Annotated in this window: 28 protein-coding genes and 1 pseudogene; 12 read left to right on the top strand and 17 right to left on the bottom strand. The window is 74.1% G+C overall.

Annotated features, from left to right (window positions below; genetic code table 11):
• Positions 1–9 precede the first annotated feature (9 nt).
• The 3 genes from O7622_RS19185 to O7622_RS19175 are packed head-to-tail and all read right to left on the bottom strand — an operon-like array spanning position 10 to position 3,370.
• On the bottom strand, positions 10–891 hold the full coding sequence (locus tag O7622_RS19185; protein ID WP_282309538.1) for an ABC transporter permease: 882 nt from the start codon (positions 889–891) through the stop codon (positions 10–12).
• Positions 888–1,832 (bottom strand): ABC transporter permease, encoded by a 945-nt coding sequence (locus tag O7622_RS19180; protein ID WP_282309537.1) that lies wholly within the window; start codon positions 1,830–1,832, stop codon positions 888–890. Before O7622_RS19180 ends, O7622_RS19185 begins: the two co-directional genes overlap by 4 nt.
• Positions 1,832–3,370, bottom strand: a complete 1,539-nt coding sequence (locus O7622_RS19175; protein ID WP_282309536.1) for an ABC transporter substrate-binding protein — start codon at positions 3,368–3,370, stop codon at positions 1,832–1,834. The genes O7622_RS19180 and O7622_RS19175 overlap by 1 nt, the downstream gene beginning before the upstream one ends.
• Before the next feature lie 178 nt (positions 3,371–3,548).
• Here O7622_RS19175 and O7622_RS19170 point away from each other — a divergent pair, with 178 nt between their 5' ends.
• A complete protein-coding gene (locus O7622_RS19170) occupies positions 3,549–5,177 on the top strand; it encodes an acyl-CoA dehydrogenase family protein (protein ID WP_282309535.1) in 1,629 nt (542 codons plus the stop codon).
• Between the two features lie 10 nt (positions 5,178–5,187).
• Entirely contained in the window at positions 5,188–6,009 is an 822-nt protein-coding gene (locus tag O7622_RS19165) for an MOSC N-terminal beta barrel domain-containing protein (RefSeq protein ID WP_282309534.1), read from the top strand.
• Positions 6,010–6,062: 53 nt separating this feature from the next.
• Here O7622_RS19165 and O7622_RS19160 read toward each other — a convergent pair whose 3' ends face one another.
• The gene (locus tag O7622_RS19160; RefSeq protein WP_282309533.1) at positions 6,063–6,629 is read right to left on the bottom strand and encodes a GNAT family N-acetyltransferase; all 567 of its coding nucleotides are present in this window, start codon (positions 6,627–6,629) and stop codon (positions 6,063–6,065) included.
• A gap of 34 nt (positions 6,630–6,663) precedes the next feature.
• On the opposite strand from O7622_RS19160, the gene O7622_RS19155 reads away from it, so the two are divergent.
• Together O7622_RS19155 and O7622_RS19150 are read left to right on the top strand one after the other, a co-directional pair.
• Positions 6,664–7,872, top strand: coding sequence for a MalY/PatB family protein (locus O7622_RS19155; RefSeq protein WP_282309532.1), 1,209 nt, complete (start codon positions 6,664–6,666; stop codon positions 7,870–7,872).
• 43 nt (positions 7,873–7,915) lie between these two features.
• Positions 7,916–8,179 carry a zinc-binding dehydrogenase gene (locus O7622_RS19150; protein ID WP_282309531.1) on the top strand — a complete coding sequence of 88 codons (264 nt, stop codon included), beginning with the start codon at positions 7,916–7,918 and terminating at the stop codon, positions 8,177–8,179.
• 6 nt (positions 8,180–8,185) lie between these two features.
• Here the strand turns inward: O7622_RS19150 and O7622_RS19145 are convergent, their stop codons facing one another.
• The 4 genes from O7622_RS19145 to O7622_RS19130 form a co-directional block, all read right to left on the bottom strand.
• A complete protein-coding gene (locus O7622_RS19145; protein WP_282309530.1) occupies positions 8,186–8,650 on the bottom strand; it encodes a crosslink repair DNA glycosylase YcaQ family protein in 465 nt (154 codons plus the stop codon).
• 45 nt (positions 8,651–8,695) lie between these two features.
• The gene (locus tag O7622_RS19140; protein WP_282309529.1) at positions 8,696–9,838 is read right to left on the bottom strand and encodes a putative sulfate exporter family transporter; all 1,143 of its coding nucleotides are present in this window, start codon (positions 9,836–9,838) and stop codon (positions 8,696–8,698) included.
• Positions 9,838–9,984, bottom strand: coding sequence for a hypothetical protein (locus O7622_RS19135; protein ID WP_282309528.1), 147 nt, complete (start codon positions 9,982–9,984; stop codon positions 9,838–9,840). Before O7622_RS19135 ends, O7622_RS19140 begins: the two co-directional genes overlap by 1 nt.
• 102 nt (positions 9,985–10,086) lie before the next feature.
• Positions 10,087–10,878 (bottom strand): TetR/AcrR family transcriptional regulator, encoded by a 792-nt coding sequence (locus O7622_RS19130; RefSeq protein ID WP_282309527.1) that lies wholly within the window; start codon positions 10,876–10,878, stop codon positions 10,087–10,089.
• 225 nt (positions 10,879–11,103) lie between these two features.
• Between O7622_RS19130 and helR the strand changes: the two genes are divergently transcribed.
• Positions 11,104–13,275, top strand: a complete 2,172-nt coding sequence (helR, locus tag O7622_RS19125; protein ID WP_282309526.1) for an RNA polymerase recycling motor ATPase HelR — start codon at positions 11,104–11,106, stop codon at positions 13,273–13,275.
• A gap of 405 nt (positions 13,276–13,680) precedes the next feature.
• Here helR and O7622_RS19115 read toward each other — a convergent pair.
• From O7622_RS19115 to O7622_RS19105, 3 genes and pseudogenes are all read right to left on the bottom strand, one after another.
• Positions 13,681–13,926 (bottom strand): annotated as a pseudogene (locus O7622_RS19115) (ATP-binding cassette domain-containing protein); the annotation flags it as partial.
• A 54-nt stretch (positions 13,927–13,980) separates the two neighbouring features.
• Positions 13,981–14,628, bottom strand: coding sequence for a response regulator transcription factor (locus tag O7622_RS19110; RefSeq protein WP_282309525.1), 648 nt, complete (start codon positions 14,626–14,628; stop codon positions 13,981–13,983).
• Positions 14,628–15,749: a histidine kinase gene (locus O7622_RS19105; RefSeq protein ID WP_282309524.1), complete on the bottom strand. Its 1,122-nt coding sequence runs from the start codon at positions 15,747–15,749 to the stop codon at positions 14,628–14,630. The genes O7622_RS19110 and O7622_RS19105 overlap by 1 nt, the downstream gene beginning before the upstream one ends.
• A 118-nt stretch (positions 15,750–15,867) precedes the next feature.
• Between O7622_RS19105 and O7622_RS19100 the strand changes: the two genes are divergently transcribed.
• Positions 15,868–16,701: an ABC transporter ATP-binding protein gene (locus tag O7622_RS19100; protein WP_282309523.1), complete on the top strand. Its 834-nt coding sequence runs from the start codon at positions 15,868–15,870 to the stop codon at positions 16,699–16,701.
• Between the two features lie 5 nt (positions 16,702–16,706).
• The gene (locus O7622_RS19095) at positions 16,707–17,669 is read left to right on the top strand and encodes an ABC transporter permease subunit (RefSeq protein WP_282309522.1); all 963 of its coding nucleotides are present in this window, start codon (positions 16,707–16,709) and stop codon (positions 17,667–17,669) included.
• A gap of 51 nt (positions 17,670–17,720) precedes the next feature.
• Here the strand turns inward: O7622_RS19095 and O7622_RS19090 are convergent, their stop codons facing one another.
• Positions 17,721–18,599, bottom strand: coding sequence for an alpha/beta hydrolase (locus O7622_RS19090; RefSeq protein ID WP_282309521.1), 879 nt, complete (start codon positions 18,597–18,599; stop codon positions 17,721–17,723).
• 100 nt (positions 18,600–18,699) lie between these two features.
• Here O7622_RS19090 and O7622_RS19085 point away from each other — a divergent pair, with 100 nt between their 5' ends.
• Both O7622_RS19085 and O7622_RS19080 read left to right on the top strand, forming a co-directional pair.
• Complete coding sequence (locus O7622_RS19085; RefSeq protein WP_282309520.1) at positions 18,700–20,667, top strand: BTAD domain-containing putative transcriptional regulator; 1,968 nt, start codon at positions 18,700–18,702, stop codon at positions 20,665–20,667.
• A 41-nt stretch (positions 20,668–20,708) separates the two neighbouring features.
• Positions 20,709–22,076 (top strand): pyridoxal-dependent decarboxylase, encoded by a 1,368-nt coding sequence (locus O7622_RS19080; protein WP_282309519.1) that lies wholly within the window; start codon positions 20,709–20,711, stop codon positions 22,074–22,076.
• 6 nt (positions 22,077–22,082) lie between these two features.
• Here the strand turns inward: O7622_RS19080 and O7622_RS19075 are convergent, their stop codons facing one another.
• The 5 genes from O7622_RS19075 to O7622_RS19055 are packed head-to-tail and all read right to left on the bottom strand — an operon-like array spanning position 22,083 to position 24,646.
• Positions 22,083–22,496 carry a hypothetical protein gene (locus tag O7622_RS19075; RefSeq protein ID WP_282309518.1) on the bottom strand — a complete coding sequence of 138 codons (414 nt, stop codon included), beginning with the start codon at positions 22,494–22,496 and terminating at the stop codon, positions 22,083–22,085.
• Positions 22,497–22,498: 2 nt separating this feature from the next.
• Positions 22,499–22,984: an EndoU domain-containing protein gene (locus O7622_RS19070; RefSeq protein WP_194802462.1), complete on the bottom strand. Its 486-nt coding sequence runs from the start codon at positions 22,982–22,984 to the stop codon at positions 22,499–22,501.
• A complete protein-coding gene (locus tag O7622_RS19065; RefSeq protein WP_282309517.1) occupies positions 22,977–23,471 on the bottom strand; it encodes a hypothetical protein in 495 nt (164 codons plus the stop codon). Before O7622_RS19065 ends, O7622_RS19070 begins: the two co-directional genes overlap by 8 nt.
• A 1-nt stretch (position 23,472) precedes the next feature.
• Complete coding sequence (locus O7622_RS19060) at positions 23,473–23,799, bottom strand: hypothetical protein (protein WP_282309515.1); 327 nt, start codon at positions 23,797–23,799, stop codon at positions 23,473–23,475.
• 19 nt (positions 23,800–23,818) lie between these two features.
• Positions 23,819–24,646 carry a hypothetical protein gene (locus O7622_RS19055; RefSeq protein WP_282309514.1) on the bottom strand — a complete coding sequence of 276 codons (828 nt, stop codon included), beginning with the start codon at positions 24,644–24,646 and terminating at the stop codon, positions 23,819–23,821.
• 164 nt (positions 24,647–24,810) lie between these two features.
• Here O7622_RS19055 and O7622_RS19050 point away from each other — a divergent pair, with 164 nt between their 5' ends.
• The 3 genes from O7622_RS19050 to O7622_RS19040 are packed head-to-tail and all read left to right on the top strand — an operon-like array spanning position 24,811 to position 26,655.
• Entirely contained in the window at positions 24,811–25,212 is a 402-nt protein-coding gene (locus O7622_RS19050) for a YbaB/EbfC family nucleoid-associated protein (protein ID WP_282309513.1), read from the top strand.
• A complete protein-coding gene (locus O7622_RS19045) occupies positions 25,199–25,519 on the top strand; it encodes a type VII secretion target (protein ID WP_282309512.1) in 321 nt (106 codons plus the stop codon). Before O7622_RS19050 ends, O7622_RS19045 begins: the two co-directional genes overlap by 14 nt.
• The gene (locus O7622_RS19040; protein WP_282309510.1) at positions 25,516–26,655 is read left to right on the top strand and encodes a hypothetical protein; all 1,140 of its coding nucleotides are present in this window, start codon (positions 25,516–25,518) and stop codon (positions 26,653–26,655) included. Before O7622_RS19045 ends, O7622_RS19040 begins: the two co-directional genes overlap by 4 nt.
• Position 26,656: the final 1 nt, after the last annotated feature.

Below are 26,656 nucleotides of genomic sequence, written 5' to 3'. Positions count from 1 at the left end.
TGCGCTGGCTCATGCGGTGCTCCGGCGGGCCTCGCCCAGGGTGAGCTGGCGCGGGTCGAGCACGTCGCGCAGCGCGTCGCCGACCAGGTTGAACGCCAGCACGGTGAGGAAGATCGCCGCGCCCGGGAACACGCCCAGCCACCACGCGTCGGTGACGAAACCGCGCCCGTCGAACAGCATCCGGCCCCAGGCCGGCGCGGGCGGCTGGATGCCCAGGCCGAGGAAGGACAGCGCGGCCTCGGAGAGGATCGCGAACGCCAGCGACAGCGACGTCTGCACGATCAGCGGCGCGGCGATGTTCGGCAGCACGTGCCGGCGCATGATGCGCAGGTCGGATGCGCCGATGGAGACGGCGGCCCGGACGAACACCTGCTCGCGTACGGAGAGCACGCCGGCGCGGGTGATCCGGGCGAAGATGGGTGTGTAGACCACGCCGATGGCGACCATGGCGGTGAGCAGGCCGGGGCCGAGCACCGCCACGATGGCGACCGCCAGCAGCAGCACGGGGAACGCGAACAGCACGTCCATGCAGCGCATGAGCACGCTGTCCAGCCAGCCACGGTAGTAGCCGGCGAGCAGCCCGAGCGTCACGCCCGCGACCAGCGCGATGCCGACGCTGACGGCGCCGACCTGAAGCGACACCCGGGCGGCGACGAGGACCCGGCTGAACACGTCGCGGCCCAGCTCGTCGGTGCCGAACGGGTGCGCGCCGCTGGGTGGACGCAGCATCCGGTCCACGTCGACGTCGTTGACCCCGGCCGGTGCGAGCCACGGGCCGGCCACGCCGACCACGATCAGCAACGCCAGCACGATCGTACCGCCGACGGCGAGCGGGTCGCGGCGCAGCGCGTCGAGGACCCGGCGCCCGGTGCTCTCGGTCGTGGCGCTCACCTGACCGTGATCCTCGGGTCGAGGCGGGCGTAGAGGATGTCCACCAGCAGGTTGACCAGCAGGAACAGCGCCGCCACGAGCAGCACCGCGCCCTGCAGGACGGGATAGTCGCGGGCCTGCACGGCGTCGAAGGTGAGCCGGCCGATCCCGGGCCAGGCGAACAGCACCTCGATCACGATAACGCCGCCGAGCAGCGAGGCGAGTTGCATGGCGACCACAGTGACCACCGGGATGAGCGCGTTGCGCAGCACGTGCCGCACGATCACCACCCGGTTGCGCAGCCCCTTCGCCTCGGCGGTGCGCACGTAGTCGGCGGAGAGTACCTCCAGCACCGAGGAGCGGATGAACCGGGTGAGGATCGACGCGGTGACCAGGCCGACGGTGACCGCCGGCAGCGCCACGTGTGTCGCCCACCGGCCCGGATCGTCGGTGAGGGCCACGTACCCCGACGGTGGCAGCCAGCCGAGCACCCCGGCGAACAGCAGGATGCCCATGATGCCCATCCAGAAGTCCGGCACCGAGACGCCGAACTGGCTGAACACGCGGGCCGCGTGGTCGACGGCGGAGCCGCTGCGTACCGCCGCGACGATGCCCAGCGGGAACGCGACGAGCAGCGCGAACACCACAGCGGTCACGGCGAGCGACAGCGTGGCGGGCAGCCGTTCCAGCACGATGTGGCTCACCGGCTGGCCGGTGCGGAAGCTGACCCCCAGGTCGCCGGTGAGCGCGTGCCCGAGATAGCTGGCGTATTGCACCGGCAGCGGCTGGTCGAGGCCGGCGCGCTCCCGCAGCGCGTCGTACGTCTGCGGGTCGAACCGGGTGCCGAGCGCCACCCGCACCGGGTCGCCCGGCACCAGTTGCAGCAGCAGGAACACCACGAGGGTCACGCCGACCAGCACGACCGCCGACTGGAGTACCCGCCGCAGGACGAAGCGGGCCATCACTTGGCCAGGGCGACCGACCGGAACCGGATCGCCCGGTCGGTGCGCACGTCGTAGCCGGACACCTTCTTCGACCAGCCCTGCACCACGTCCGGGTTGTAGAGGTAGAGGTAGCTGGCGTCGTCGACGATCTGCTTCGCCGCCTGCTCGTACGCCTGCTTGCGGGCACCCTGGTCGGTCTCGGTGCGGGCGTCGTCGAGCAGCTTGTCCACGGCCGGGTTGCGGTACTTGTGGAAGTTGAACGTGCCGCCGCTGTGATGCTGGGCGTAGTAGAACTCGTCCGGGTCGATGTTGCCGAGCCAGCCGAGCATGAACCCGTCGAAGTTGCCCTTGGCCTGCTCGTCGAGCCACTGGGCGAAGTCCAGCGTACGGATCTTGACGGTGATGCCGACGTCCTTGAGCTGCGCGGCGATGACCTGCGCGGCGGTGACCGTCTCCGGGTACTCGCTGGTGACCATCAGGTCCATGGTCAGGTCGCCGACGCCGGCCTGGCCGAGCATCTGCTTCGCCTTGCCCGGGTCGTGGCTGTAGGGCGCGTAGTCGTAGTAGAACGCGCCGGCCTTCGGGATGGCGGTCTGGTTGACGGTGGCCAGGCCGAACTTGGCGGCCTTGGTGATCGCCTCACGGTCCAGCGCGTACCCGATCGCGCGCCGCACCTCGGGGTTGTCGAACGGCTTGCGGGCCTCGTTGAGCGCCACGTACCAGTAGTCGGTGGAGGCGGCCGACCTCACCACCGGGTCGTCGCCGTCCTGCAACGACTTCACCTGCTGGGGCGGCAGGTTGTCGGTCCACTGGACCTGGCCGCTGCGCAGGTTCTGCAGCGCCACCGTGGGGTCCTTGACGAAGGTGAACGTGACGCCGTCGAGCTTCGGCTTCTCACCCCAGTAGGAGTCGTTGCGGACCAGCTTGACGCTGTCGCCGGAGGTGTAGCCGGCCACCTTGAACGGGCCGCTGCCGACCGGTGCGGTCTTCACCGCGCCGGACTCCACGTTGGTCTTCTCCACGATCGCCACGCCCTTGAACCCGCCGAGGTTGGCGAGCAGGTTCGGCGTGGGTGCGCTCAGCGTCACCACCACAGTGGCCGGGTCGGGCCCGGTGACCGACTTGACGGTGGCGAACTTGTACGCGTTGTTCAGCTTCTCCTTGATGATCCGCTCGTACGAGTAGACGACGTCCTCCGAGGTCAGCGGCGACCCGTCGGAGAACTTGACGCCCTCGCGCAACGTGAACGTCCAGGTGAGCTGGTCGTCGCTGGTGGTCCACTTCGTCGCCAGCGACGGCACCATCCTCAGGTCGGCGTCCGGCTCGACGAGCGTGTCGTAGACGTTCTCCAGCACCTGGAAGCTGTGGTACGCCGACGTCTTGTGCGGGTCGAGCTGGTCCGGCTCGCCGCCGATCGCGGCGTTGAGGACACCGCCGGCGGCGCCGGCGTTCCCCCCGCCGCCGACGTCGACCGCCTCGCCGCCGGTGCATCCGGACAGGACGCCGACGGTCAGTGTGAGCGCGGCACCGAGCACACCGATCTTGTTCCTGGACACAGGCCCCCCTAGCCACTTCCCGGACAAAAGAAAGTTTCGGCGAGTCTTCTCCCCGAGCGGGACGATGTCAACGAATGCCGCCAAAGTGACTGGCCGGTCGCCGCTTGCCGGTGCGGAGTGAACGATGGTTCAATCCGGGCCCCGACCCGATCCGCCACCAGCGCTGGGAGTTGCCGCCGTGACCACACACGAGGTCGTCAACCAGGTCCCGCCGATGATCGGCCACGACACCGCCGACGACCCGGCGCTGTGCGACGGCGTGGCCCGCGAGGGCGCCGGTTGGGCGCTTCCCGGGCTGCACGAGCTGGGCCGGCTAGCCGGTGGCGAGGAGGCAGCCGAGCACGGGCGGCTCGCCAACGAGCATCCGCCGGTGCTGCGCACCCACGACCGGTACGGCCACCGCGTCGACGAGGTGGAGTTCCACCCGTCCTGGCACGAGCTGATGCGTACCGCGGTCGGTCACGGCCTGCACGCCGCGCCGTGGGCCGACGACCGTCCGGGCGCGCACGTGGCCCGCGCGGCCGGCTTCTACCTGTGGCGGCCCGACGCCGGGCACGGCTGCCCGATCTCGATGACCTACGCGGCGGTGCCCGCGCTGCGGCACAGCCCGGACCTGGCCGCCCGCTACGAGCCGCTGCTCACCACCCGCGAGTACGACTTCGGGCTGCGCCCGCCGCAGACCAAGCGCGGGCTGCTCGCCGGCATGTCGATGACCGAGAAGCAGGGCGGCTCGGACGTCCGCGCCAACACCACCACGGCCCGGGCCGAGCCGGACGGCAGCTACCGGCTCGTCGGGCACAAGTGGTTCACCTCGGCGCCGATGTGCGACCTGTTCCTCACCCTCGCCCAGGCGCCCGGCGGCCTCACCTGCTTCCTGGTCCCCCGGGTGCTGCCCGACGGCACCCGCAACCCGATGCGGCTGATGCGGCTCAAGGACAAGCTCGGCAACCGCTCCAACGCCTCGGCCGAGGTCGAGTACGAGCACGCGGTGGCGTGGCGCGTCGGCGACGAGGGCCGGGGCGTGCGCACCATCATCGACATGGTGAACCTGACCCGGCTCGACTGCGTGATCGGCGCGGCGGCCGGGATGCGCCACGGCGTGACCACAGCCGTGCACCACGCCACCCACCGCCGGGCGTTCGGCGACTACCTGGCCGACCAGCCGCTGATGCGCAACGTGCTGGCCGACCTGGCCGTGGAGTCCGAGGCGGCCACCGTCCTGATGGTCCGGCTGGCCGGCGCGACCGACCGGTCGGCGCGCGGCGACGACGGCGAGACCGCGTTCAAGCGTCTCGCCCTCGCAGTCGGCAAGTACTGGGTGTGCAAGCGCTGGCCGGGGCATGCCGCCGAGGCGCTGGAGTGCCTGGGCGGCAACGGCTACGTGGAGGAGTCCGGCATGCCGCGGCTGTTCCGCGAGTCGCCGCTGAACTCGATCTGGGAGGGCTCCGGCAACGTCGCCGCGCTGGACGTGCTGCGCGCGCTCACCCGGGAACCGCAGGTGCTCGCCGCGTACGAGGCGGAGGTGGCCGCCGCGGCCGGCGCGGACGCCCGGCTGGACGCCGCGGTGCGCCGGGTGCGCGACGAGCTGGCCGACCACACCGACCTGGAGTTGCGCGCCCGGCGGGTGGTGGAGCGGCTGGCGCTGGTGCTCCAGGGCTCGCTGCTGGTGCGCCACGGCCACCCGGCGGTCGCTGACGCGTTCTGCGCGTCCCGGCTCGACGGCGACCACGGGCAGGCGTACGGGACGCTGCCGGGCGGACTGGACCTCGCAGCGATCATCGAACGTGCCACCCCCAAGATCGGCTGAGGGTGCGGTGATGCGGCTCGTCTCGGCCCACCTGCATCCGGTCAAGTCCCTCGGCGGCGTCGACGTCGACCGGGCCGTGGTCGAGCCGTGGGGGTTGCGTCACGACCGCCGCTGGCTGGTGCTGCGCCCGGACGGCGGCAAACTGGGCTCGACCGCCCTGCCGTCGCTGCTCGGCCTGACCGCCGCGCCCGGCTCCGGGTCGATCACGCTCGCCGCCCGCGACGGGTCGACGCTGACAGTCGCCGAGCCGGTCGACGGGCCGCCGGTCGCCACGGACGTGTCCCGGCTGGACACGGTCCGGCTCGCCGCCGCCGAGGCCCACGACTGGCTCTCCGCGCGGCTGGGCCGCCCGGTGCGGCTGGCCTGGCTGGACGATCCGCGCCGCCGGCCGATGTCGGCCGACCACGGCGGTGGGCCCGGCGATCCGCTGAACCTGTCCGACGCCGGGCCGCTGCTCGTCGCCACGGTGCCGTCGCTGCGGCGGCTGCGGGACTGGATCACCGAGGGCGCGCGGGAACGCGGCGAGCTCGCGCCGGAGCCCCTGGCGATGGCCCGGTTCCGGCCGACCGTGGTGCTGGACGGGCCGTTCGAACCGTTCGCCGAGGACGGCTGGACGCGTGTGCGCATCGGTGCCGTCGGCTTCCGGGTGTCCGAACGCTGCGACCGCTGCGCGGTGACGCTCATCGACCCGGAGACGCTCGCCACCGGGAAGGAGCCGATCCGCACGCTGGCACGGCACCGGCGCTACGACGGGAAGACCTGGTTCGGCATCCGCCTGGTCCCGCTGACCACCGGCGAGATCCGGGTCGGAGACGAGTGCGGGGCGACATGACCGCCCGCCCTCCGGCACCGTGCCGCTCGCCGGGGCGGGTGGGCTGAGCGCGGTCAGACCGCCCTGCCCCCGGGCCGCCGCTCGTCGGCCAGGATCGCGTAGACGAGCTGGTCGGCCCAGCCGTCCCGGAACCGGTAGCTGCGCACGTGCCGCGCCTCCCGCCGCATGCCGAGCCGGGCCATCAGGCGGGCCGACGGCGCGTTGTCCGCGTGGCAGCGGGCCATCACCCGGTGCAGCCCGAACCCGCCGAAACCCCAGTCCAGCAGCGCGCCGGCCGCCTCGGTGGCCAGCCCACTGCCGCCGTGGTCGGGGTGGAGGACGTACCCCAGCTCGGCCGTGCGGTCCGCCGCGCTGCGCCAGACCAGCTCGACCGCGCCGATCACCCGCGCGTCGCGCACCACGGCGAGCGTCAGGCAGTCGCCCTCCGCGCGCAGCGCGTCCTCGCCGGCCATCGCGGTCACCGACGACAGGGACTCCGCCCGGGTACGCGGCGCGGCGCCGGCCATCCAGCGGACCACGTCCGGGCGGCGTTGCCAGGCGTGCACGTCGTCGAGGTCGCCGAGCGTGACCGGGCGCAGCAGCAGCCGGGGCGTGCGCAGCGGGTACGCCGGGTGGGTCATCGGGCGATGGTAGGAGGTGCCTAGTGTGGGCCGCATGGTCGTTCCCGCCGACGAGGGCAATCCGCTCACCCAGCTCACGCTCGACCAGCTCCGGCGGCGCACCAGCGTGAAGTGGCGGCTGCACCCGCCGGACGTGCTGCCGCTGTGGGTGGCCGAGCAGGACGTGCCGCTGGCGCCGCCGGTGGCCGAGGCGCTGCGCCGGGCGGTCGAGCTGGGCGACACCGGCTACGCGTTCGGCACCGGGTACGCCGAGGCGGTCGGCGGGTTCGCCGCGCAGCGGTGGGGCTGGGCCGACTTCCCGGTCGGCCGGACCTCGCTGGTGCCGGACGTGATGATGGGTACGGTCGAGGTGCTGCGCCTGGTCACCGGCCCGGGCGACGCGGTGGTGGTCACTCCCCCGGTCTACCCGCCGTTCTACGCGTTCGTCACGAACGCCGGCCGGCAGGTTCTCGAGGCGCCGCTCGGCGTGGACCTGCGGCTCGACCCGGCCGCGCTGGAGGAGGCGTTCCGCCGGGCCCGCGCGATCGGCGACCGGCCGGCGTTCCTGCTCTGCAACCCGCACAACCCGACCGGTGTGGTGCACCGGCCGGACGAGCTGGCCACCGTCGCCGAGCTGGCCGCCCGGCACGGCGTACGGGTGGTGGCCGACGAGATCCACTCGCCGCTGGCGCTGCCCGGCGCGCGGTTCACGCCGTACCTGACGGTGCCGGGCGCCCAGAACGCGTTCGCGCTGCTGTCGGCGTCGAAGGCGTGGAACCTGGCCGGGCTCAAGGCGGCGCTGGCGGTCGCCGGGCCGGACGCGGCGGACGACCTGGGCCGGATGCCGGAGGAGGTCAGCCACGGCCCCAGCCACCTCGGGGTGCTCGCGCACACCGCCGCGTTCCGGGCCGGCGGGCCGTGGCTGGACCGGCTGCTCGACGGCCTCGACGCGAACCGGGCGCTGCTCGGATCGCTGCTGGCCGACCACCTGCCGAGCGTGTCGTGGCGGCCGCCCGAGGGCACGTACCTGGCCTGGCTGGACTGCCGGCGCCTCGGCGTACCCACCGAGGCGGGCGACGGACCGGGCGTGGCGAGCGACCTGGCCGGTCCGGCGCGGATGTTCCTCGACCGGGCCCGGGTGGCGCTCAGCTCCGGGCACGTCTTCGGCTCCGGCGGCGCCGGGTTCGTGCGGCTCAACTTCGCCACCTCCCCCGCCGTGCTCACCGAGGCGGTGACCCGGATGGGCCGCGCGACCCGCGCCTGAGAGCGTGTGCGGGGAACCCCGGGGTGCGTGTCAGCCCAGGGCTTTGCGCAGCAGGCGGATCGCCTGGCCGAACGGCGTCCTGCCCGCGCTCGCGTCGCCGCCGGGTGCGCCGGTGCACCACTACGACGGGGATCGGAGCCGCGCCGCCACCGATCGACTGAACGCGATCATCGAGGCGGGCTCCTTCGAGGTCCACGTCGCCCGGACCTTCCCGTTGGAGCGGGCCGAGGAGGCGCATCGCGCCCTGGACGATCACTACGTCGGGAAGCTGGCACTCACTGTCGGCCAGCCGCGCCGCAGCCGGTGAGGCGGCTCAACGGGCGACGACGCGTACCCCCTGGTTGTCACCCTCGGACAGGAACGACGCCACGGCGCCGCCCTCGGCGGCGACGGCCGCGCGTTCGGCGCGGGTGAGGGCGCGCAGCGGCTCGACCACCACGACGCCCGCGTCGACAGTCCACGTGGCGGCGACCCGGCCGTCGACGAGCACGAACCGGGTGCGCTCGTACCGCAGGACGCAGCCCGACTCCTCGCGGATCCGGTCGGCGGCGACGAACTCCGGGTCCACTCCGAACCGGGCCCGGTACTGCTCGTACGCCGCCAGGCTCTCGAAGCTGAACAGCGCCTCGGCCCGGTCGCTGGCACCCTCGGCGGGCAGGAAGTAGCCGTGGTGCACACCGCCGTGCCGTGCCACCAGCCGCATCCAGGTGCGGGCGAAACGCTCGAACGCGTCGAGCTGTGCGGGGTCGATCGTGTAGTGCACGACGCAGGTGATCACGCGGCCACGATAGCGACGGCCGGGCAGGCGGCGGAGCGGGACCGGTCAGACCGTGAACCCGTGGAACAGCACCGACGCCAGCCCGAGGGCCAGCACCAGGTTGAACACGGTGGCGGCGGCGAACACGGTCACCGGCCGCCAGCCCGCCTCGCGCAGCGACGACACGCGGACCTCCAGGCCGATGCTGACGAACGCCAGGATGAGGAACCAGACCCGCAGGTCGGTGACGATCGCCATGGTGGCCTTGCCGTCCGCGCCGGCGGCGTCGAGGTACCAGGTGGCGATCACCGAGGCGGCGACGAACCCGAGGACGAACTTCGGGAACCGGCGCCACAGCTCGCCGAGCCCGGGGCGCGGGGAGTCCGGGCGGCGCTCCACCCGCAGCGCGAAGTACGCGGTGAGCGCCACCGCGACCACGCCCATCAGCGCGTTCTGGGTGACCTTGACGATGCTGGCGATCTGGAGCGCGTCCTCACCGGCGAGCGCGCCGGCCGCGGTCACGGCCGCGGTGGTGTCGATGTTGCCGCCGATCCACGCGCCGGCGACCGCGTCGGAGAGGCCGAGCACGTCGGCCAGCCACGGCAGCAGGAAGATCGACGGCAGCGCGAACGCGATGACCAGGCTCGCCGTGTACGCGAGCTGTTCCCGGCGTGCCCGGACCGCTCCGGCGGCGGCGATCGCGGCGCTCACTCCGCAGATCGACACCGCCGAGGCGAGCAGCGCCCGCAGCTTCTCGTCCAGGCCGAACCGCCCGGCCAGCCACCAGGTGAACAGGAACACGCCGCTGATCAGCAGCACCGCCTGGGCGATGGCGGGACCGGCGGCGCTCGCGATGACTGCCAGGTTGATCGAGGCACCGAGCAGCACCAGGCCGGTCTTGATGAAGAACTCGGTACGGAACGCGGCGGAGATCCGGTCACGCAGACCGGTCACGGTGACTACCAGGTTCCCGAGCAGGCCGAGCAGGATCGCGTAGACCGGGTACTCGACGGCGGCCGCCACGTCCTCGACCGCGCTTCCCTCGGCCCAGACCAGCACGTTCTGTTCCAGGAACCGGGTGAGCGCGGCGAGACCGAACACCACCAGCAGGCCCAGTGCGGTCCACGCCCAGAAAGCGCCGGAACGCAGATCGGCCGCGGGCGGCCCGGCGGCGGTGCTCCGGGTGGCGGATTCCGGGGCGCCGGCCATCACGGCACCAGCCCGGCGGGGATGGCGCCGGCCAGCACCAGGAGCAGCAGCGCGAGGCCGAGGACTGTGGCTGCCCAGTCCTCGTTGAGGGCGAGCCGGGAGTGGCGTGCGGTGGGCGGTTCGGGTGGCGTGGGCGCGTTGCTCATGAGGGCTCCTACGGGTACGCGCGGGCGACGGAGGGCAGCCGGAGGCGAGGGGTGACGGGGGATCGCCGACCCCAGGGAGAGTTTCCTACTTAACTGGTAGGATTACAAGGTCTTCCCGGGCTCCGGCTCATCCGCGGCGCGGTCGGCCACCACCACCGAGATGCCGTCGAGCACCCGCTGGAGACCGAACTCGAAGGCGTGGTCCGGCCCGTACGCCGCGCCGTGCGCCATGCCGGCCGCGGTCCCGACCCGCGCGGCGAGCGGGAAGCTGCCGGCGGTCATGAACTTCTCCAGCCAGGGCCCGTGCGTCTGCCACCACTGGTCGTCGGTCATCCCGGTCTCACGTTCCAGCTCGGCCACGTCCAGCGCGACCCGGGCCGCGTTCTTGGCGTGCCCCAGCACGAGCGTGAGCACCGCGTCCATCTCCACGTCGTCCAGCCCGATGTCCGCGACGGCGTGCAGTTCGTAGTCGTACTTGGCGAGCACGTTCGGGCCGAGCACGGGCCGGGTGGTCTCGGCGCGCAGCAGCCACGGGTGGGCCCGGTAGAGCGCGAGATTGTCCCGCGCGATGCGTTCCAGCCGGCCCCGCCAGCCACCCGGCACGTCGGACGGGCGTGGCAGGTCACCGAGGACGGTGTCCACCATGACGTCGAGCAGTTCCGCCTTGGCGGGCACGTACGTGTAGACGGACATGGTGCCCACGCCGAGCGCCTCGCTGACCCGGCGCATGGTGAGCGCGTCGATGCCGTCGGCGTCGGCGATCTCGATGGCGGTGCGCACGATCCGATCGACGCTCAGGCCGGGACCGGCGCCGCGGCTGGCCGGTTCCCGGGTGCGCCAGAGAAGGGCCAGGCTGCGGGCGGGATCGGCCTTGCGCCGGCGCTCCTTCGACATGGTGCCGTCATCCTACCGGCCACGCCGGTCATCGGCGGTCGGCGGGACGCCGGAAAAGGGGGAGCCCGAGAATTGCTCGCGCAAAAAGAATGGCGGGTTCTCCCGCCACTACCAACATATAGCGTGCCCCCGGTCTTGCCGCAAGGCCGGGGTGAGGGCGCAGAATTGCCGGCCGTAACCCATTGCCGAGGCATTCGAAAAGCCGCGAAGAGCGGAGGCTCGGCCGTGCCCGTGATCGGAGACGAGTTGAATCTGCCTGCCACGAGCGTTTTCGATCTTCCCGAGCGTCTGTCCGCGAAGGCCGACCCGGACCTGATCGCCGCCGACGAGCGGCACTTCGCCGCCATCGCGGACAGCCTGCGCCGCTCGATCGCCGACCTGACCGACCGGCTCGACGCCACGCGCCGGGCCGCGGGCGGCCGGGGCCGGCAGGCGGTCGACCGGGACCAGGAGGTCCGGCGGCTGAGCGCGCGCCTGCGTACGCTGCGCCGTTACGGCCTGGACCTGTGCCTGGGCCGGATGGTCGGCGCGGACGGCGGGGAACCGGTGTACGTGGGCCGGCTCGGCCTGACCGGCGGCGCGGGCGGACGGCTGCTGCTGGACTGGCGCTCCCCCGCCGCCGAGCCGTTCTTCGGCGCCACCCACGCCGACCCGATGGGCCTGGTCAGCCGCCGCCGGTACCGGTGGAGCCGAGGGCGGATCACCGACTACTGGGACGAGGTGTTCACCGCCGACGGGCTGGCCGGGCACGCCGCGCTCGACGACCAGTCGGCGTTCGTCGCCAGCCTGGGCGCGACCCGGTCGGCGCGGATGCGCGACGTGCTCGGCACCATCCAGGCCGACCAGGACGCGATCATCCGGGCCGGGTCGCGGGGCGCGCTGGTGGTCGACGGCGGCCCCGGCACCGGCAAGACGGTGGTGGCGCTGCACCGGACCGCGTACCTGCTGCACGCCGACCCGCGGCTGGGCGAGCGCCGGGGCGGGGTGCTGGTGGTCGGGCCGCACCAGCCGTACCTGAACTACGTATCCGACGTGCTGCCCAGCCTGGGTGAGGAGGACGTGCAGATCTGCACGCTCGCCGACCTGGTGCCCGAGGGCGCCGCGGCGGCGCCGGAGACCGACCCGGAGGTGGCCCGGCTGAAGGCGTCCGCGGACCCGGCACGGGCGATCGACGCCGCGGTCCGGTTCTACGAGGAGCCGCCCACCGCCGGGCTGACAGTCGGCGTCGGGGACGGCGAGCTGCGGCTGACCGCCGGCGACTGGACGACGGCGTTCGAGGCGGCCGGACCGGGCGTCCCGCACAACGAGGCCCGCGACGAGGTGTGGGAGGAACTGCTCACGATCCTGGTGGAGAAGTACCGGGGCGACGAGCCGGAGGAGGCGGTCCGCCGGGCGCTGGCGCGCGACCGGGAGCTGCTCACCGCGTTCGGCCGGGCGTGGCCGCTGCTCGACCCGCTCGACGTGGTGGCCGACCTCTGGTCGGTGCCGGCCTACCTGCGCCGGTGCGCACCCTGGCTGAGCGTCGAGGAGATCCGTACGCTGCGGCGGGCCGACGCCCGGGCGTGGACTGTCGCGGACCTGCCCTGGCTGGACGCGGCCCGGCGGCGCGTCGGCGACCCGGAGGCGTCGCTGCGGCGGCGCCGCGACGAGGCGGTGCTGGCCACGCAGCGCGCCGAGATGGACACGGTGGTCGACGCGCTGATCGCCTCGCACGCCTACGACGACGGCGAAGGGCTGATGACAATGCTGTACGGCGAGGACATGCGCACCAGCCTGGTCGACTCCAGCGCGTTGAGCGTGGCCGATCCGGACCTCCTGGCCGGGCCGTTCGCGCACGTCGTGGTGGACGAGGCGCAGGAGCTGACCGACGCGCAGTGGCAGATGCTGCTGGCACGCTGCCCGTCGCGCAGCTTCACCGTGGTCGGTGACCGGGCGCAGGCGCGGCACGGGTTCACCGAGTCGTGGCCGCAGCGGCTGGCGCGGGCCGGGTTCGACCGGGTCGAGGTGGCGACGCTGTCAGTCAACTACCGCACCCCGGCGCAGGTGATGGCGGCGGCCGAACCGGTGATCCGGGCCGTGCTGCCGGATGCCAACGTGCCCACGTCCATCCGCGACGGCGCACCGGTGCGTCACGGCGCCCGCGCGGAGCTGGGCGCGGTGGTGGACGGCTGGCTCGCCGCCCGTCCCGAGGGCGTCGCGTGCGTCATCGGCGATCCGGCGTTCCCGGCCTCGGAGCGGGTCCGGTCGCTGACCCCGGAGCTGGCCAAGGGACTGGAGTTCGACCTGGTGGTGCTGGTCGGCCCGGAGTCGTTCGGCGGCGGGATCTCCGGCGCGGTGGACCGGTACGTCGCGATGACCCGGGCGACCGGCGAGCTGGTGGTGCTCACGGGACCGTGACCGCCTCCGGGGGGCGGCGCACGGCCGCCCCCGGGGTCCGGCTCAGCAGCTCAGCGCCCGGTAGCGGCGCAGCGACAGCGGCAGGAACACCGCGACCAGCACCAGCGGCCAGAGCACCGCCAGCAGCGGGTGGTGCGCTGCCACCCACGAGCCGCCGCCCCACCCGGGGTTGCCGAACAGCTCCCGGGTGGCCCCGACGGTCGCGGACAGCGGGTTCCACTCGGCGACCGCACCCAGCCACGCGGGCATAGTGGACGGCGCCACGAACGCGCTGGACAGGAAGCCCAGCGGGAACTCCGGCGTCTGCACGGCGGTGACCGCGCTCTGCCCCTTCACGGTCAGGCCGAGGAAGACGCCCACCCAGACCAGCGCGAACCGCAGCAGCGGGATCAGCCCGAACGCGGCGAGCACGCGGACGCGGTCGGCGAGCTGGTCGGCCTGCCCGGCCACGTCGTAGCCGGCGACCTCGGCCCGCCCGCCGTCGAAGCGCAGCAGCGTGGCCAGGATGCGTACGGCTGTGGTCTTGCCGGCGCCGTTGGGGCCGAGCAGCCCGCACACGGTGCCCGGTGGCACCCGCAGGTCGAATCCGTCGAGCGCGGCCGTGTCCCCGTACCGCTTGCGCAGGCCCTCCGCGACGATCGCGTGTTCCACGTCTGTGCCCCCGTCGATGACGTACAACGCACGGTAGGGCGTCCGCCAACGGTTTCAGTCGACGATCCGGTGCGCCCAGGCCCAGACCGCGATCTCGGTACGGTTGCGCAGGCCGAGCTTCGTCTGCACGGCGGAGACGTGGCTCTTGACGGTGCTCAGCGAGATGAACAGCTCCGCGCCGATCTCCAGGTTCGTCCGGCCCCGGGCGATCTCGCGTACCACCTCGATCTCCCGCTCCGACAGCGCCGGGCGGCGTTCGTCGCGGGGTGGCGCGGGCGGGGTCAGGTGCCGCAGCAGCCGGACCGTCACCGACGGGGACACGAGCGCGTCGCCCTGGTGCGCCGCCCGGACCGCCTCCACCAGCAGCGCCGGCCCGGCGTCCTTGAGCAGGAACCCGGCCGCTCCCCCGCGCAGCGCGCCGTAGACGTACTCGTCCAGGTCGAACGTGGTGACCACGACGACGCGCAGCGGGTCGGCCACCCCGGGTCCGGCGAGCGCCCGCGTCACCTGGAGCCCGTCGAGGCGCGGCATCCGGATGTCCACCAGGCAGACGTCCGGACGCAGCCGGCGGGCCCGGGCTACCGCGTCGACGCCGTCGGACGCCTCGGCGACCACTGTGATGTCGGGCTGGTCCTCCAGGATCAGCCGCAGCCCGCCGCGAACCATCGCCTGGTCGTCGGCGAGCAGCACCCGGATCGTCATCACGCGCTCCCGTCCGGCACCACCGCCCGCACCGACCACCCGGCGCCGTCCGGGCGGGGACCGGCGCGCAGCGTGCCGCCGAGGGCCCCGACCCGCTCGCGCAGGCCGATCAGGCCGTATCCGCCCCGCTGCTCGGCGGGCACGCCGGACGCGTCGTCGGTCACCTCGACCACCACCGCGTCCGGCTCCTGCGCCACGTCCACCGTGACCTGGCCGGCGTGCGACGCGTGGCGGGCCACGTTCGTCAGCGCCTCCCGGACGATCCGGTGCACGGTGCTGGTGACCTCCGGCGGCCAGGTCGTCTCCCCCGGCAGCCGCAGCCGCACCGGCGGGCCCTGCCTGCGGAACCGCTCGACCAGTTCCTCGATCTGCTCGGTACCGGCCGAGGCCGGGGGCGCGTCGGCGGTGTCGCGCAGCAGCCCGACCAGGCGGCGCATGGCCCGCAGCGCCTCGCCCCCGGCCGCCTCGATGCCGGCCAGCGACTCCGTGGCGCGCGCCGGATCCCGCCGTCCGACCAGGTGGGCGGCCTGCGCCTGCACCACCATGCCGGTGACGTGGTGCGCCACCACGTCGTGCAGTTCCCGGGCCAGTTCCAGCCGCTCGTCGCGGCGTACCCGCTCGACTGTGGCCCGGGCCCGCTCGTCGAACAGCCGCAGCGTGAGCCCGGCGACGACCCCGCCGAGCCAGCACAGGGCGTTGAGCGCCACCACTCCGGACCCGCCCGCCCCCGTCCGGGCCGCCGCCGACGCCCCGGCCGCCACCACGAGACCACCGGCGGCGATCAGGCCGGCGGGCAGCGGCGGCAGCGCGTGCACCGCCGACCCGACCAGGACGGCCGACGCCAGCGCCAGCGCCGGCCCCGGTTCGGTGGGCAGGTCGAACAGCCGGGCCGCGGCGACGGCCGACCCGGCGACGACGAGTCCGGCGGTGGCCGTGACGACGCGCTGCCGGTGGCGTACCAGAGCCAGCACGCCGACCACGACGGCGGCCGCGCCGCCCGGAAGCCAGTACCGCAGGCCCCAGCTCGCGGCGACCGCCACCGCCTGGACGCCGATCGCGGCGAGCAGCACCACGGCGAGCCCCGCCGTCGCCGCCACCCGGGTGAGCCGTTCGGTAGCCATGCCCAGCACGCTAGGAGATCGGCGGCCGGGCCGAACCGGCCGAAAGGAGGGTCCGCCGCACGCCGGACCCTGCTCCGGACCGATGCCCGCCGGTCCCGGCGTGCCCAGGATGAGCCGCATGCATCCACCACTCGCCCTGCACGCCGAACGGCTGACCAAACGGTACGGCCGCCGCACCGCGCTTGCCGACTGCGACCTGAGCGTTCCGCGCGGGCACGTGGTCGGCCTGGTCGGCCCCAACGGTGCCGGGAAGTCCACGCTGCTGCAACTGGCCTGCGGGCTGATCGCGCCGACCTCGGGATCGTTGACAGTGCTCGGCTCGCCACCGGCCGCCGACGCCGCGCACCTGGCCCGGGTCGGTTTCGTCGCCCAGGACACGCCGGTCTACGGCTCCCTCACCGTCGCCGAGCACCTGCGGATGGGCGCCTGGCTGAACCCGTCCTGGGACGCGGCACTGGCCCGGCGGCGCGTCGGCGAGGTCGGCCTGGACCCGGCGCAGAAGGCGGGCCGGCTCTCCGGGGGCCAGCGGGCGCAACTGGCCCTCGCGCTGGCCGCCGCGAAGCGGCCCGAGCTGCTGATCCTCGACGAGCCGGCCGCCGCACTGGACCCGCTGGCCCGCCGCGAGTTCATGCACGGGCTGGCCGGTTTCGTGCGGGAACTCGGCGCGGGCGCGGTGCTCTCCTCGCACCTGCTCGGCGATGTGGCACAGGTCTGCGACCACCTGGTCGTGCTCTGCGCCGCCCGGGTGCAGGTGGCCGGTCCGGTCCGGGACCTGCTCGCCACGCACCACCGGAACGCCGCCGTGCCCGCCGGGGCCGAGGTGGTCTGGGCCGAGCCGGGCCGCGTCGTGGTCCGGGGTCCGGCGGTACGCGACGGCGCGCCGGTCACGCTGGAGGAACTGGTCCTGGCGTACCTGTCCCGGGCCGCCGCCCACCCGGCGGTGAGCCGGTGATCCGGATGACGCTGCGGCAGTTCCGCCTCCCGGCGCTCGTCGGCGCCGCCCTGCTGGTGCTGGCCGGCGCCTACCTGCTGGGCCTCGGCGCGGACATCCGGGCCGTACCGGATCCGGCCCGGCTGCCCGGCCGGTACGCGCAGACGATGCTGTTCCTCGCCGGCGGCTTCGCGCTGGTGCCCGCGCTGATCGGGGCCTTCTGGGGCGCGCCGCTCGTCGCCCGGGAGTTGGAGCAGGGCACGCACCGGCTGGTGTGGAACCAGAGCGTGCCCCGCCGCCGCTGGCTGGCGGTCAAGCTGGCGGTGCTCTCGGCCGCCGCCGCGCTCGTCGCCGGTGTGCTCGGTGCGCTGCTGACCTGGGCGGCATCGCCCGTAGACCGGGTCGCCGGTGACCGGTTCAGCACCGTGCTGTTCGGCGCGCGCGGGATCGCACCGGTCGGGTACGCCGTGTTCGGCCTCGTCCTCGGCGTGGTGGCCGGGCTGCTGCTGCGCCGCACCCTGCCGGCGATGGCAGTGGTGTTCCTGGCCGTGGTCGTGGTGCAGCTCGCGGTGCCGAACCTGCTGCGCCCGCACTACCTGCCGCCGGAGCGGGCCGCCGTGCCGATGAGCGCCGACACCGTCAACCGGGCCCGCAACCTGGGCAGCATCACCGGCTCCCCGGTCGTCGGCGGGCTCGACGTGCCGGGCGCGTGGGTCACCGACATCAGCCCGCTGCGCACCGCCGACGGGCGGCAGCTCTCCGACGAGGCGTTCGGCACCTGTTTCCGTGACCCGCCGCGCACCGGCGCGACCGGCACGTTCGGAGACACCGCGGTCTGCCTCGGCGCGCTCGACCTGCATGTGGACCTGGCCTACCAGCCGAACCGCCGGTTCTGGGCGTTCCAGTGGATCGAGCTGGCGCTCCACCTCGGCGCGGCGGGCCTGCTGGCGGCGCTCGGCCTGTGGTACGTCCGGAGACGGGCCGGCTGAGCGGACGGGGGCGGACGGTCCGGGCGCACGCACGCGCCCGGACCGCCGTACCTACCGCTTGAGCAGCGCGCGCAGCGCCTCGCTGATCTCGCCCGGTGCCTCCTCGGCCATGAAGTGTCCGGCCGTTGTGGTGCGGTGCTCCAGGTCCGGGGCCCAGGCCCGCCACACCGCCGCCGCGTCGTAGCCCAGCGCGGCGCCCCAGTCCTGCTGGATGACTGTGACGGGCATGGCCAGACGCCGCCCGGCGTCCCGGTCCGCCCGGTCGTGCGTCACGTCGATCCCGGCCGAGGCCCGGTAGTCGGCGACGATCGAGTCGACCGCCTCACGGGAGGCCCGCAGGTACTCGGCGCGCACATCCGCGGGCATGGCCGCCGGGTCACCGGCCCAGACGTCCAGGAAGTGCCCGAAGAACGCGTCGGCGCTCGCCGCGATCATCGTCTCCGGCAGGCCGGGCGGCTGGGCCATCAGGTAGAGGTGGAACGCCACCGCCGCTGAGGCCCCGTGCAGCACGTCCCACATGTCGAGGGTGGGCAGCACGTCCAGCGACGCCAGGTGGGTGACCGCGTCCGGGTGGTCCAGGCCGGCCCGGACCGCGACCAGGGCACCCCGGTCGTGCCCGGCGAGCGCGAACCGTTCGTGCCCGAGCGCGCGGGCCAGCGCCACCACGTCGGCGGCCATGGTCCGCTTGGCGTACGTGTCATCGGTGTGCGCGGCCGGCTTGTCGCTGGCGCCGTAGCCGCGCAGGTCCGGGCAGATCACCGTGTGCTCGCCTGCCATGTCGGCGGCGACGTGCCGCCACATCAGGTGGGTCTGCGGGAAGCCGTGCAGCAGCACGACCGGGCTGCCGGAGCCGCCCACCGCCACGTTCAGCGCCACGTCCTCGGCGACCGGAACGCGCTGGTAGTCGAATCCCGCGATGGTGGTGCTCATCTCGATCCCTCTTTCGTCTCGTCGTACCGGTCCAGCGTGGCGGCGCCGGATGAGCAACCGATGAGCGCGATACGGTGACCACCGGGTCGAGGAGGGGTCGGTGCCTGTCGGTTTCGGTGTGCTGGGTCCGGTGACGGCCTGGGACGACGCGGGCGAGCCGGTCGACCTGAAGGGGCCCCGGCACCGGGCCGTGCTGGCCCGGCTGGTCGCCGCCCGGGGCCGGACCGTGCCGGTCGGGCAGATCGTCGACGACCTGTGGGACGACCCGCCGGCCGGCGGGGTGGGCGCGGTCCGCACGTTCGTCGCGGCCCTGCGCCGCCGCCTGGAACCGCACCGTCCGCCACGCGAGCCGGCCCGGCTGCTGGTCACCGACGGACCGGGGTACGCGCTGCGGGCCGACCCGGACAGCGTCGACGCCTGGCGGTTCGAGGACGCGGTAACCGCGGCGGCCGACGCGCTGCCCCGGGCCGCGCTGGACCGGCTCGACGAGGCGCTGGGCTGGTGGCGCGGGCCCGCGTACGCCGACTTCGACCAGCCGTGGGCGCACGCCGAGCGGTCCCGGCTGGACCAGATCCGGCTCGCTGCCGTCGAGCGGCGGGCCGAGGCGCTGCTGGCGCTGGACCGGGCCGCCGACGCCGTACCCGATCTCGACGCGCACGTCGCCGCGCACCCGTGGCGGGAGGACGGGTGGGCGCTGCTGGCGTCGGCGCTCTACCGGGCCGGGCGGCAGGCCGACGCGCTCGCCGTGCTGCGCCGCGCCCGGGAACTGCTGCGCGACCAGCTCGGCCTGGACCCGGGGCCGCGGCTGCGGCGCCTGGAGACCGGCCTGCTGCGCCAGGCCGAACCCGAACCGGCCGGCCCGGCCCGGGTCTGGGCGGAGACCGCGGCGGCGTACGAGCGCAGTGTGGTGCGCGGCGCGCGGGCCCGGCTGGAGTCCACGGTCGGGCTGCTGCGCAGCCTCGCGGTGACCGGGCCGGGCGGACTGGAGGCCGCCCGGGACCAGCGCGAGGCGGCCATCGCCGCGGCCGAGCAACTGGGCGACCCGGAGTTCACCGCGCGGGTCATCGGCGGGTACGACGTACCGGCGATCTGGACCCGCTCGGACGACCCGGCGCAGGCGGCCCGGGTGGTCGCGGCCGCGGAGCGGGCACTGGCCGGGCTGGGCCCGGACGCGCCGGAGGCGGCCCGCGCCCGGCTGCTGGCCACCGTCGCCGTCGAGTCCCGCGGTACGGCGTCGCCGCGCCCCGCCGAGGCGGCGCGCGAGGCGGAGGCGATCGCCCGGCGGGTGGCCGACCCGGCACTGCTGGCCCAGGCGCTCAACGGCGTGTACATGCAGACGTTCCACCGAACCGGGCTGGCCGCGCAGCGGGACACGGTCGGCGCGGAGCTGATCGCGCTCGCGGCCCGGCACGGCCTGCCCACGGTGGAGATCCTCGGGCACCTGATCCGGGTGCAGGCGCGCAGCGCACTCGCCGACTTCACCGCCGCCGACGCGCTCGCCGAGGCGGCGGACCGACTCGCCGCCCGGCACGAGAGCCCGCTCGTCGGCGTGTTCACCGGCGGCTACCGGGCGATGCGGGCCGCCGCCACCGGAGCCGCGTACCCGGAGGCGGAGGCGGCGTACCGGTCGTGGGCGACCGGGCTGGCCGGCTGCGGCATGCCGGGCGTGGAACGCGGGCTGGCGCCGCTGGCGCTGCTCTGCCTGCGGGTGTGGCACGACCTGCCGGCCGTTTTCCCCGCCGACACGGACTGGGGGCCGTACGCGCCCTGGGCCCGCCCGCTGCTCCTGCTCGCCGACGGCCGACGGAAGGAGGCCGCCGCCGCGTTGCGCCGCGCCCCGGCGCCGCCGCGTGACCTGCTCATGGAGGCCCTGTGGTGCCTGACCGGCCGCGCCGCCGTGACGCTCGGCGACCGGGACGCGGTGCTCCGGGCCCGGTCCGCGCTCGCCCCGGCGGCGCACGAACTGGCCGGGGCCGGCAGCGGCCTGCTCACCGTCGGGCCGGTCGCCGCGCACCTGGACCGCCTCGACGCCGCCCTCGGGGTGACCGACGGCCAGGACCGTTCATGAGTGCGACTCGGATGGAACCAACCCTCGGCTAGGGTGCGGCGATGGACGAGCTGAGGCACCTGTTCCGGCGCGCCGCCGACCACGCGGCCGACTACCGGCTGTCGCTGCCGGACCGGCCGGTCGGCGTACCCGTGGACCAGGCCGCGCTGAACAAGGCGTTCGCCGGCCCGCTGCCGCACGCGTCCACCCCGCCCGAGCAGGTGCTCGCGGAGCTGGTGGCCGCCGCCGAACCCGGACTCGTGGCCACCGCCGGGCCGCGCTACTTCGGCTTCGTCGTCGGCGGCGCCTCCCCGGCCGCCACGGCCGCGGACATGCTGGCCACCGGGTGGGACCAGATCGCGTTCAACGCGGTCACCTCCCCCGCCGCGGTGGCCGCCGAGACGGCCGCCGGGACCTGGCTCAAGGAGCTGCTCGGCATCCCGGCGACCGCGTCGGCCGGGTTCGTCACCGGCGGGCAGGCCGCCAACACCGCCGGGCTCGCCGCCGCCCGCCACCAGGTGCTCGCCGACGCCGGCTGGGACGTGGAACGACGCGGACTGCCCGGCGCGCCGGCGGTCCGCGTGTTCGCCGGCGCCGAACGGCACGCCACCATCGACAGGTCGCTGCGCCTGCTCGGTCTCGGCACCGACACGCTGCGCGCGGTGCCGACCGGCCCGCAGGGCGCGATCGACCCGCACGCGCTGGCCGCGGCGCTGCGCGACGCCGGTCCCGGCCCGACCATCGTGTGCCTGCAGGCGGGCAACGTGAACACCGGGGCGTGCGACGACCTGCGCCGCGCCTGCGACCTGGTTCACCGGTACGGCGGCTGGGCGCACGTGGACGGCGCATTCGGGCTGTGGGCGGGTGCCAGTCCGGTCACCCGGCACCTGGTGGACGGGCTGGAGGCGGCCGACTCGTGGGCCTGCGACGGGCACAAGTGGCTGAACCTGCCGTACGACACCGCGTTCGCGTTCTGCGCCCGGCCCGACGTGCACGCGGCGGCCATGTCGTACGCGGCCGCGTACCTCGTGGGATGCGGCGGCGTGCCCGCGGGCGCGGACCTGACCGCGGAGTCCTCCCGCCGTGCCCGTGGTTTCGCGGTCTGGGCGGGCCTGCGGGAGCTGGGCCGCGACGGCGTCGCCGCGCTTGTCGAGCGGTGTTGCGCGCTGGCCCGGCGGTTCGCCGACGGGCTGACCGCGGCCGGGTTCGAGGTGGTGAACGACGTGGTGCTCAACCAGGTGCTGGTCGGGTTCGGCGACGACGCGCGCACCGACCGGGTGGTGGCCGCGGTGCAGGCCGACGGGACGTGCTGGGCCGGTGGGACGACGTGGCGGGGACGGCGGCTGATGCGGATCTCGGTGTCGAACGCGACCACGACGGAGGCGGACGTGGACCGGTCGGTGGCGGCGATCGCCCGGCTGGCCCGCTGAGCTGCGTCAGCCGGGCAGACGCAGCAGGTGCCGCCCGGGGAACGGGCCGCCGTGCTCCCGCTCCCAGGTCGTGAGGTGGCGCTTCTTCTCCTCGGGCGAGGGGGCGAGGAAGTCGAAGTAGGCGAGGATCACCGTGCGGGCCTCGTCGACCGTGTACGACGCCCCCGACGGCACCGGTCCGAGGCTGTCCACGCTGACACCGGTCGGCGTGCAGCGCACAACGGCCGAGTTGCCCTCGTACTCCTCGTAGTCCGAGCGCCCGGACATCACGTCGTCGATGCACTGCAACAGCTCGAGGCAGTCCGGGGCGTAGGTCTGGATGTCGCTCACGAGCTGGGAGGCGAAGGGGCGGAAACGCGCGTCGCCGCTGGTCATGGTGGGCGCGCCGTTCTGATTGCGCCCGAACTGGATGTCACCCACAGCTAGCGTCCCCCCACCGGCCAAGCCGAGTACCACGTCGTGCCACCGGGATTGTAGAAGCCCTCGACGAGCAGCCCGTTGGCCCTCCCCTGCCACTTGTTGGGGTCGTCCGGGTGCGGGCCACCGGACCGGAACGCGCCCTCGATCGTCTCGTCGACCCGCTGCGGCGTCCAGTTGTCCGGGAAGAAGGTGCTCGAACCGCGCTTCTGACGCCAGACACCGCCGTCGTCCTGCACGTCGACGCGGGCGCGGTACGTACCGTCGGCGTGCCGTTCGAGGATCATCTCGCGGCCGTCCGCATCGACCCGGACCCGGGCACCCGGCGGGTTCTCCCCCATGAACCGATGGTGGAAGCCGGTACCCCGGGGCGGAGTGGCGTTGGTGTTCACGTGGCCGCGGAAGATGTGCGCGTAGCGGCGGTGCCGCATCCGGGCCCGGAGCCACTTCTCCACCGGCGTGAAGAGACCGGCCTTTCCCCGCTTACCCACCGAGCACCGCTTCGGTGGCCATGTTCAGCAACTGGTCGATGAGGACACCGGTGATGAGCTTGAAGATCGGGATCTCCAGCAGGGAGGCGCCGAACGTGACAGCGGCAGTGGCGACTGCCTGCGCGATCTGAATCGCCAGGAGCGTCAGTTGCACGATCACGTTGATCTTCAACGCGAGGACGATTCCGGCGCACACCATGAGCCCGGTTCCGATGAGCGCCGCCGCGGAGGCACCGTCGTCCAGGTTGGTCTTCGCCGAGTCGGCGGCCTGCCAGTTCGTCTGGAAGCGTTCGATGGCGTCGTCGCGGTTCTGGGTCCACATCTGCAGCGCCGACCGGTCGGCGTCGGCCACCGGAGTCCGGAGCCGGTCCGGGAAGGCGAGCCACGCCTGGCCCATCTCCAGCAGCTTCGTCTCGTCGGCCTCGGGCCAGGTGTAGCCGAGCATGCCGAGCAGGGACACCAGTTCGCCGGGCAGGGTCATTCCCATGTCAGCCGAGCACCTCGCGGAAACGGCCGAGGCTCTGGGTGATCATGCGTTCGGTCTCCTGGTAGTTGAGGCCCATCACCCGGCTCAGCTTGCCGATGTCCTCGATCTCGACGAGGTTCGCGTCGTAGCTCTCCAGCGCCAGGTCGCGGATCGTCTCGTACACCATCCCGATGAGCGAGCCGAGGTCGTCGTTGCCCCACGGCGTGCCGAAGGCCGCCAACTCGGCGTCGAACGCGGACAGTGCGGCGCGCATACGCTGCGCCGAGGCGACGATGTCGTCGCCCGCCCCGATGATCGATTCGGGGTCGATCTCGATCTCTCGGGCCATCAGTGCTCCCCTCCGCCGGTCATCGTCCCGGGTCCCGGATGGTCTGCATCACGCCGGTCAGCGCGCCGGTGAGCGCGGACATCTGGCGGACGCTCGCCTCCTGCAGCTCGCGCAGCCGCGCGTCGAGCGCGGCCGAGCCGAGCCCCTGCGGCGCCGCCGCCGGGGGGACCTGCTCCAGCGCGCGGTTGACCGCGACCACCACCGACTCGCCGAGATCCGCCGAGGACAGCCGGCGGGGCGGTCGGGTGACCTCCAGCCGGGTCAGCCGAGCCGAGCCGTCGACCTCCGCGCGCACGGTCCCGGCGTCGTCGCATCCGCTCCACCGCTCGTCCCCGCCGTCGTCGGGCGGCGTCCCGCCGGTCGTGGTGCCCAGCACCTCCATGACCTGGTGCAGGAGATCCGCCGGGCCGTTCGCCGGGACGTCCCCGCCGAGCCCGGTCGCCGGACCGGCCGTGGCGACGGCCTCGGCGATCGCGCCGTGGAGGCGGCGCATCGCCGCCTCGCTCTCGGCGAGGACGGCCCCGAGGCTTCCGGTCAGCGCGGACAGGTCGGCCACCGGTTCGCTGCTCGCCAGGCTGCCCCGGGACGCGGTCAACGCGTCGTTCACCGCCTGCTCGACCAGGGGGCCCAGCTCGTCCTCGGACAGCCGCATCAACGGCGCGGCCAGCTCGACGGAGCGCAGCCGCCCGTCCTCCGCCGTCACCTCGACCTGGCCGTCGGCGGCGCGGCCGCGCGCCTCGGCGGTCACGCCGCCGACGGGATGCCCGCCGACGCGCAGGGCCGCCAGCTCCTCGCGGTAGCCGGAGATGCGCAGCGCGTAGTCGCCGGCCGCGGCGTCCTGTGTCATCCCGTTGCCTCCCCGTCACGGTCAACCAGACCCTAGCAACGCCCGGCACGCCGGGACGTCCCTCCACAGGGGAGTGCGCTTGTCGCCGTGACGTCACGGGGTCCACACGCAGCGCGACGGGTTGCTACCGTGCCGGTGACCGCAGTCCTCTGGGGAGGGTCGTCATGTGGGCGGACGAGGCCGCGCTGGACGCGGCGGCACGACGGCTCGACGAATGGGAGTCGTCGCTGGCCGAACGGGCGGAGCGCGCCCGCGACCTGTCCGCCCGCACACAGGCGCTGACCGGCACCGCCCGCACCGCCGACGGGTTGATCGAGATCACCGTCGACGCGAACGGGCTGCTGGCGGATCTGCGCCTGGACGAGCGCGTCCGGCAGCACTCCGCCGCACACACCGCCCGGCAGATCCTGACGGTCACCCGGGACGCCCGGGCCGACCTGCTGCGGCGGCTCACCGATGCGACCACCGACGCCCTCGGCGCGGACGACCCGGCCGCGCGGGCCATCGTCGAGACCCACCAGCGGCGTCTCGACCCCGACCGGGGCACACCGGATGCCGGCCGGTGACGGCCTCCGGGTCGACCCGGACGACCTGACCGCACACGCCGCCCACCTCGGCCGCTGCGCCGACAGCATCGACACCGCGCGGCAGGCCGGACAGCACGTCCGGCTCAGCGCCGAGGCGTACGGGCAGCTCTGCGCGATCATGCCGGTCCTGCTCGACGGCCTCCAACGGACCCTGACCGACGGCATCGGCACCGCCGCCGCCTCGGTCCGGGACACCGCCGGGAGGCTGCGGTCCAGCGCCGAGCGCTACCGCGCGTCCGACGCGCACGCCGCCGACCTGCTCGACCGGGTACGGCAGCGGCGGTGACCACGAACCCGCTGGTCGCCGCCGCGGCGGACTCCGGACCGAGCCCCTGGGCCGGCGTATGGATCTGCGAGGACATCGAACTCATCGCCCAGGGCGTCCGCACCGGCAGCTGGATCGACGGCAGCCTCGGCGTCGTCAGCGCCGGCCTCGACGCGCTCGCCCTCGTGTCCGACCCCGCCGGGGTCCTCCTCCAGTACGGCATCGCCTGGCTCATCGAGCACGTCAAGCCGCTCAGCGAGGCCCTCGACTGGCTCGCCGGCGACCCCGCCGAGATCACCGCGCACGCGCAGACCTGGCGCAACGTCGCCGCGTCGCTGCGCGAGGACGCCGCCGAGCTGTCGCACGCCGTGCGTACCGAGGTCGCCGTCTGGACCGGCACCGCCGCCACCGGCTACCGCCGCTGGGCGGCCGAGCAGCAGCAGGCCGTCACCGGTCTGGCGCAGGGCGCCGAGGCGATGGCCGCGATCACCGAGGGCGCCGCCGGCCTGGTCGCGGCCGTGCGGCTGCTGGTCCGCGACGCCATCGCCGCCTGCGTGTCCCGGCTGATCGTGTACGCGGCCGAACTGGTCGCCACGGCCGGGCTGGCGACGCCGCTGGTGGTCGAGCAGGTGACGACGACCGTGGCGTCGTGGGCGGCGCGGATCGGGCGGTTGTTGCGGGGGTTGCTGGCGAGTCTGCGGCGGTTGATGCCGGAGATGCGGCGCCTCGGCGACCTGATCGGCAAGCTCCGCGAGGCGCTGAGCCGCTTGCGAGCGGCTGAGCCCGAAGCGGGAAACCTGAACCGGGTACGCGGCAGAGGACGCGGACCCCGCATGCCGATGACCATGGAGTCGGTGCAGCAGATCGCCGCGAAGTACGGCATCGAGACCTCCGACGTCCGGTTCGTGATCGACAAGGGAAGGTCGGGGATTCACGGCGTGACCAGGGCTGACCAGTCGGTCATGCTCTGCCGGAACGCCTTCCACAGCGAGGAGGACCTCGCTCGTACGCTCGCGCATGAGCGGTTCCACGTGGAGGAACTCCGCGCAGGGCGCCCGTATCCCCGAAACCGCGACGAGGCAATCGCATTCGAGGATCGTGCCTATGCTCACGAGGACCAGTGGTGGGAGAACCAACCGGTCAGACCGGAGGAGTAGC

It is taken from the genome of Micromonospora sp. WMMD1076, assembly GCF_029581475.1.
GTDB lineage: Bacteria > Actinomycetota > Actinomycetes > Mycobacteriales > Micromonosporaceae > Micromonospora > Micromonospora aurantiaca.
This window is presented reverse-complemented; position numbering and strand designations above follow the sequence as displayed.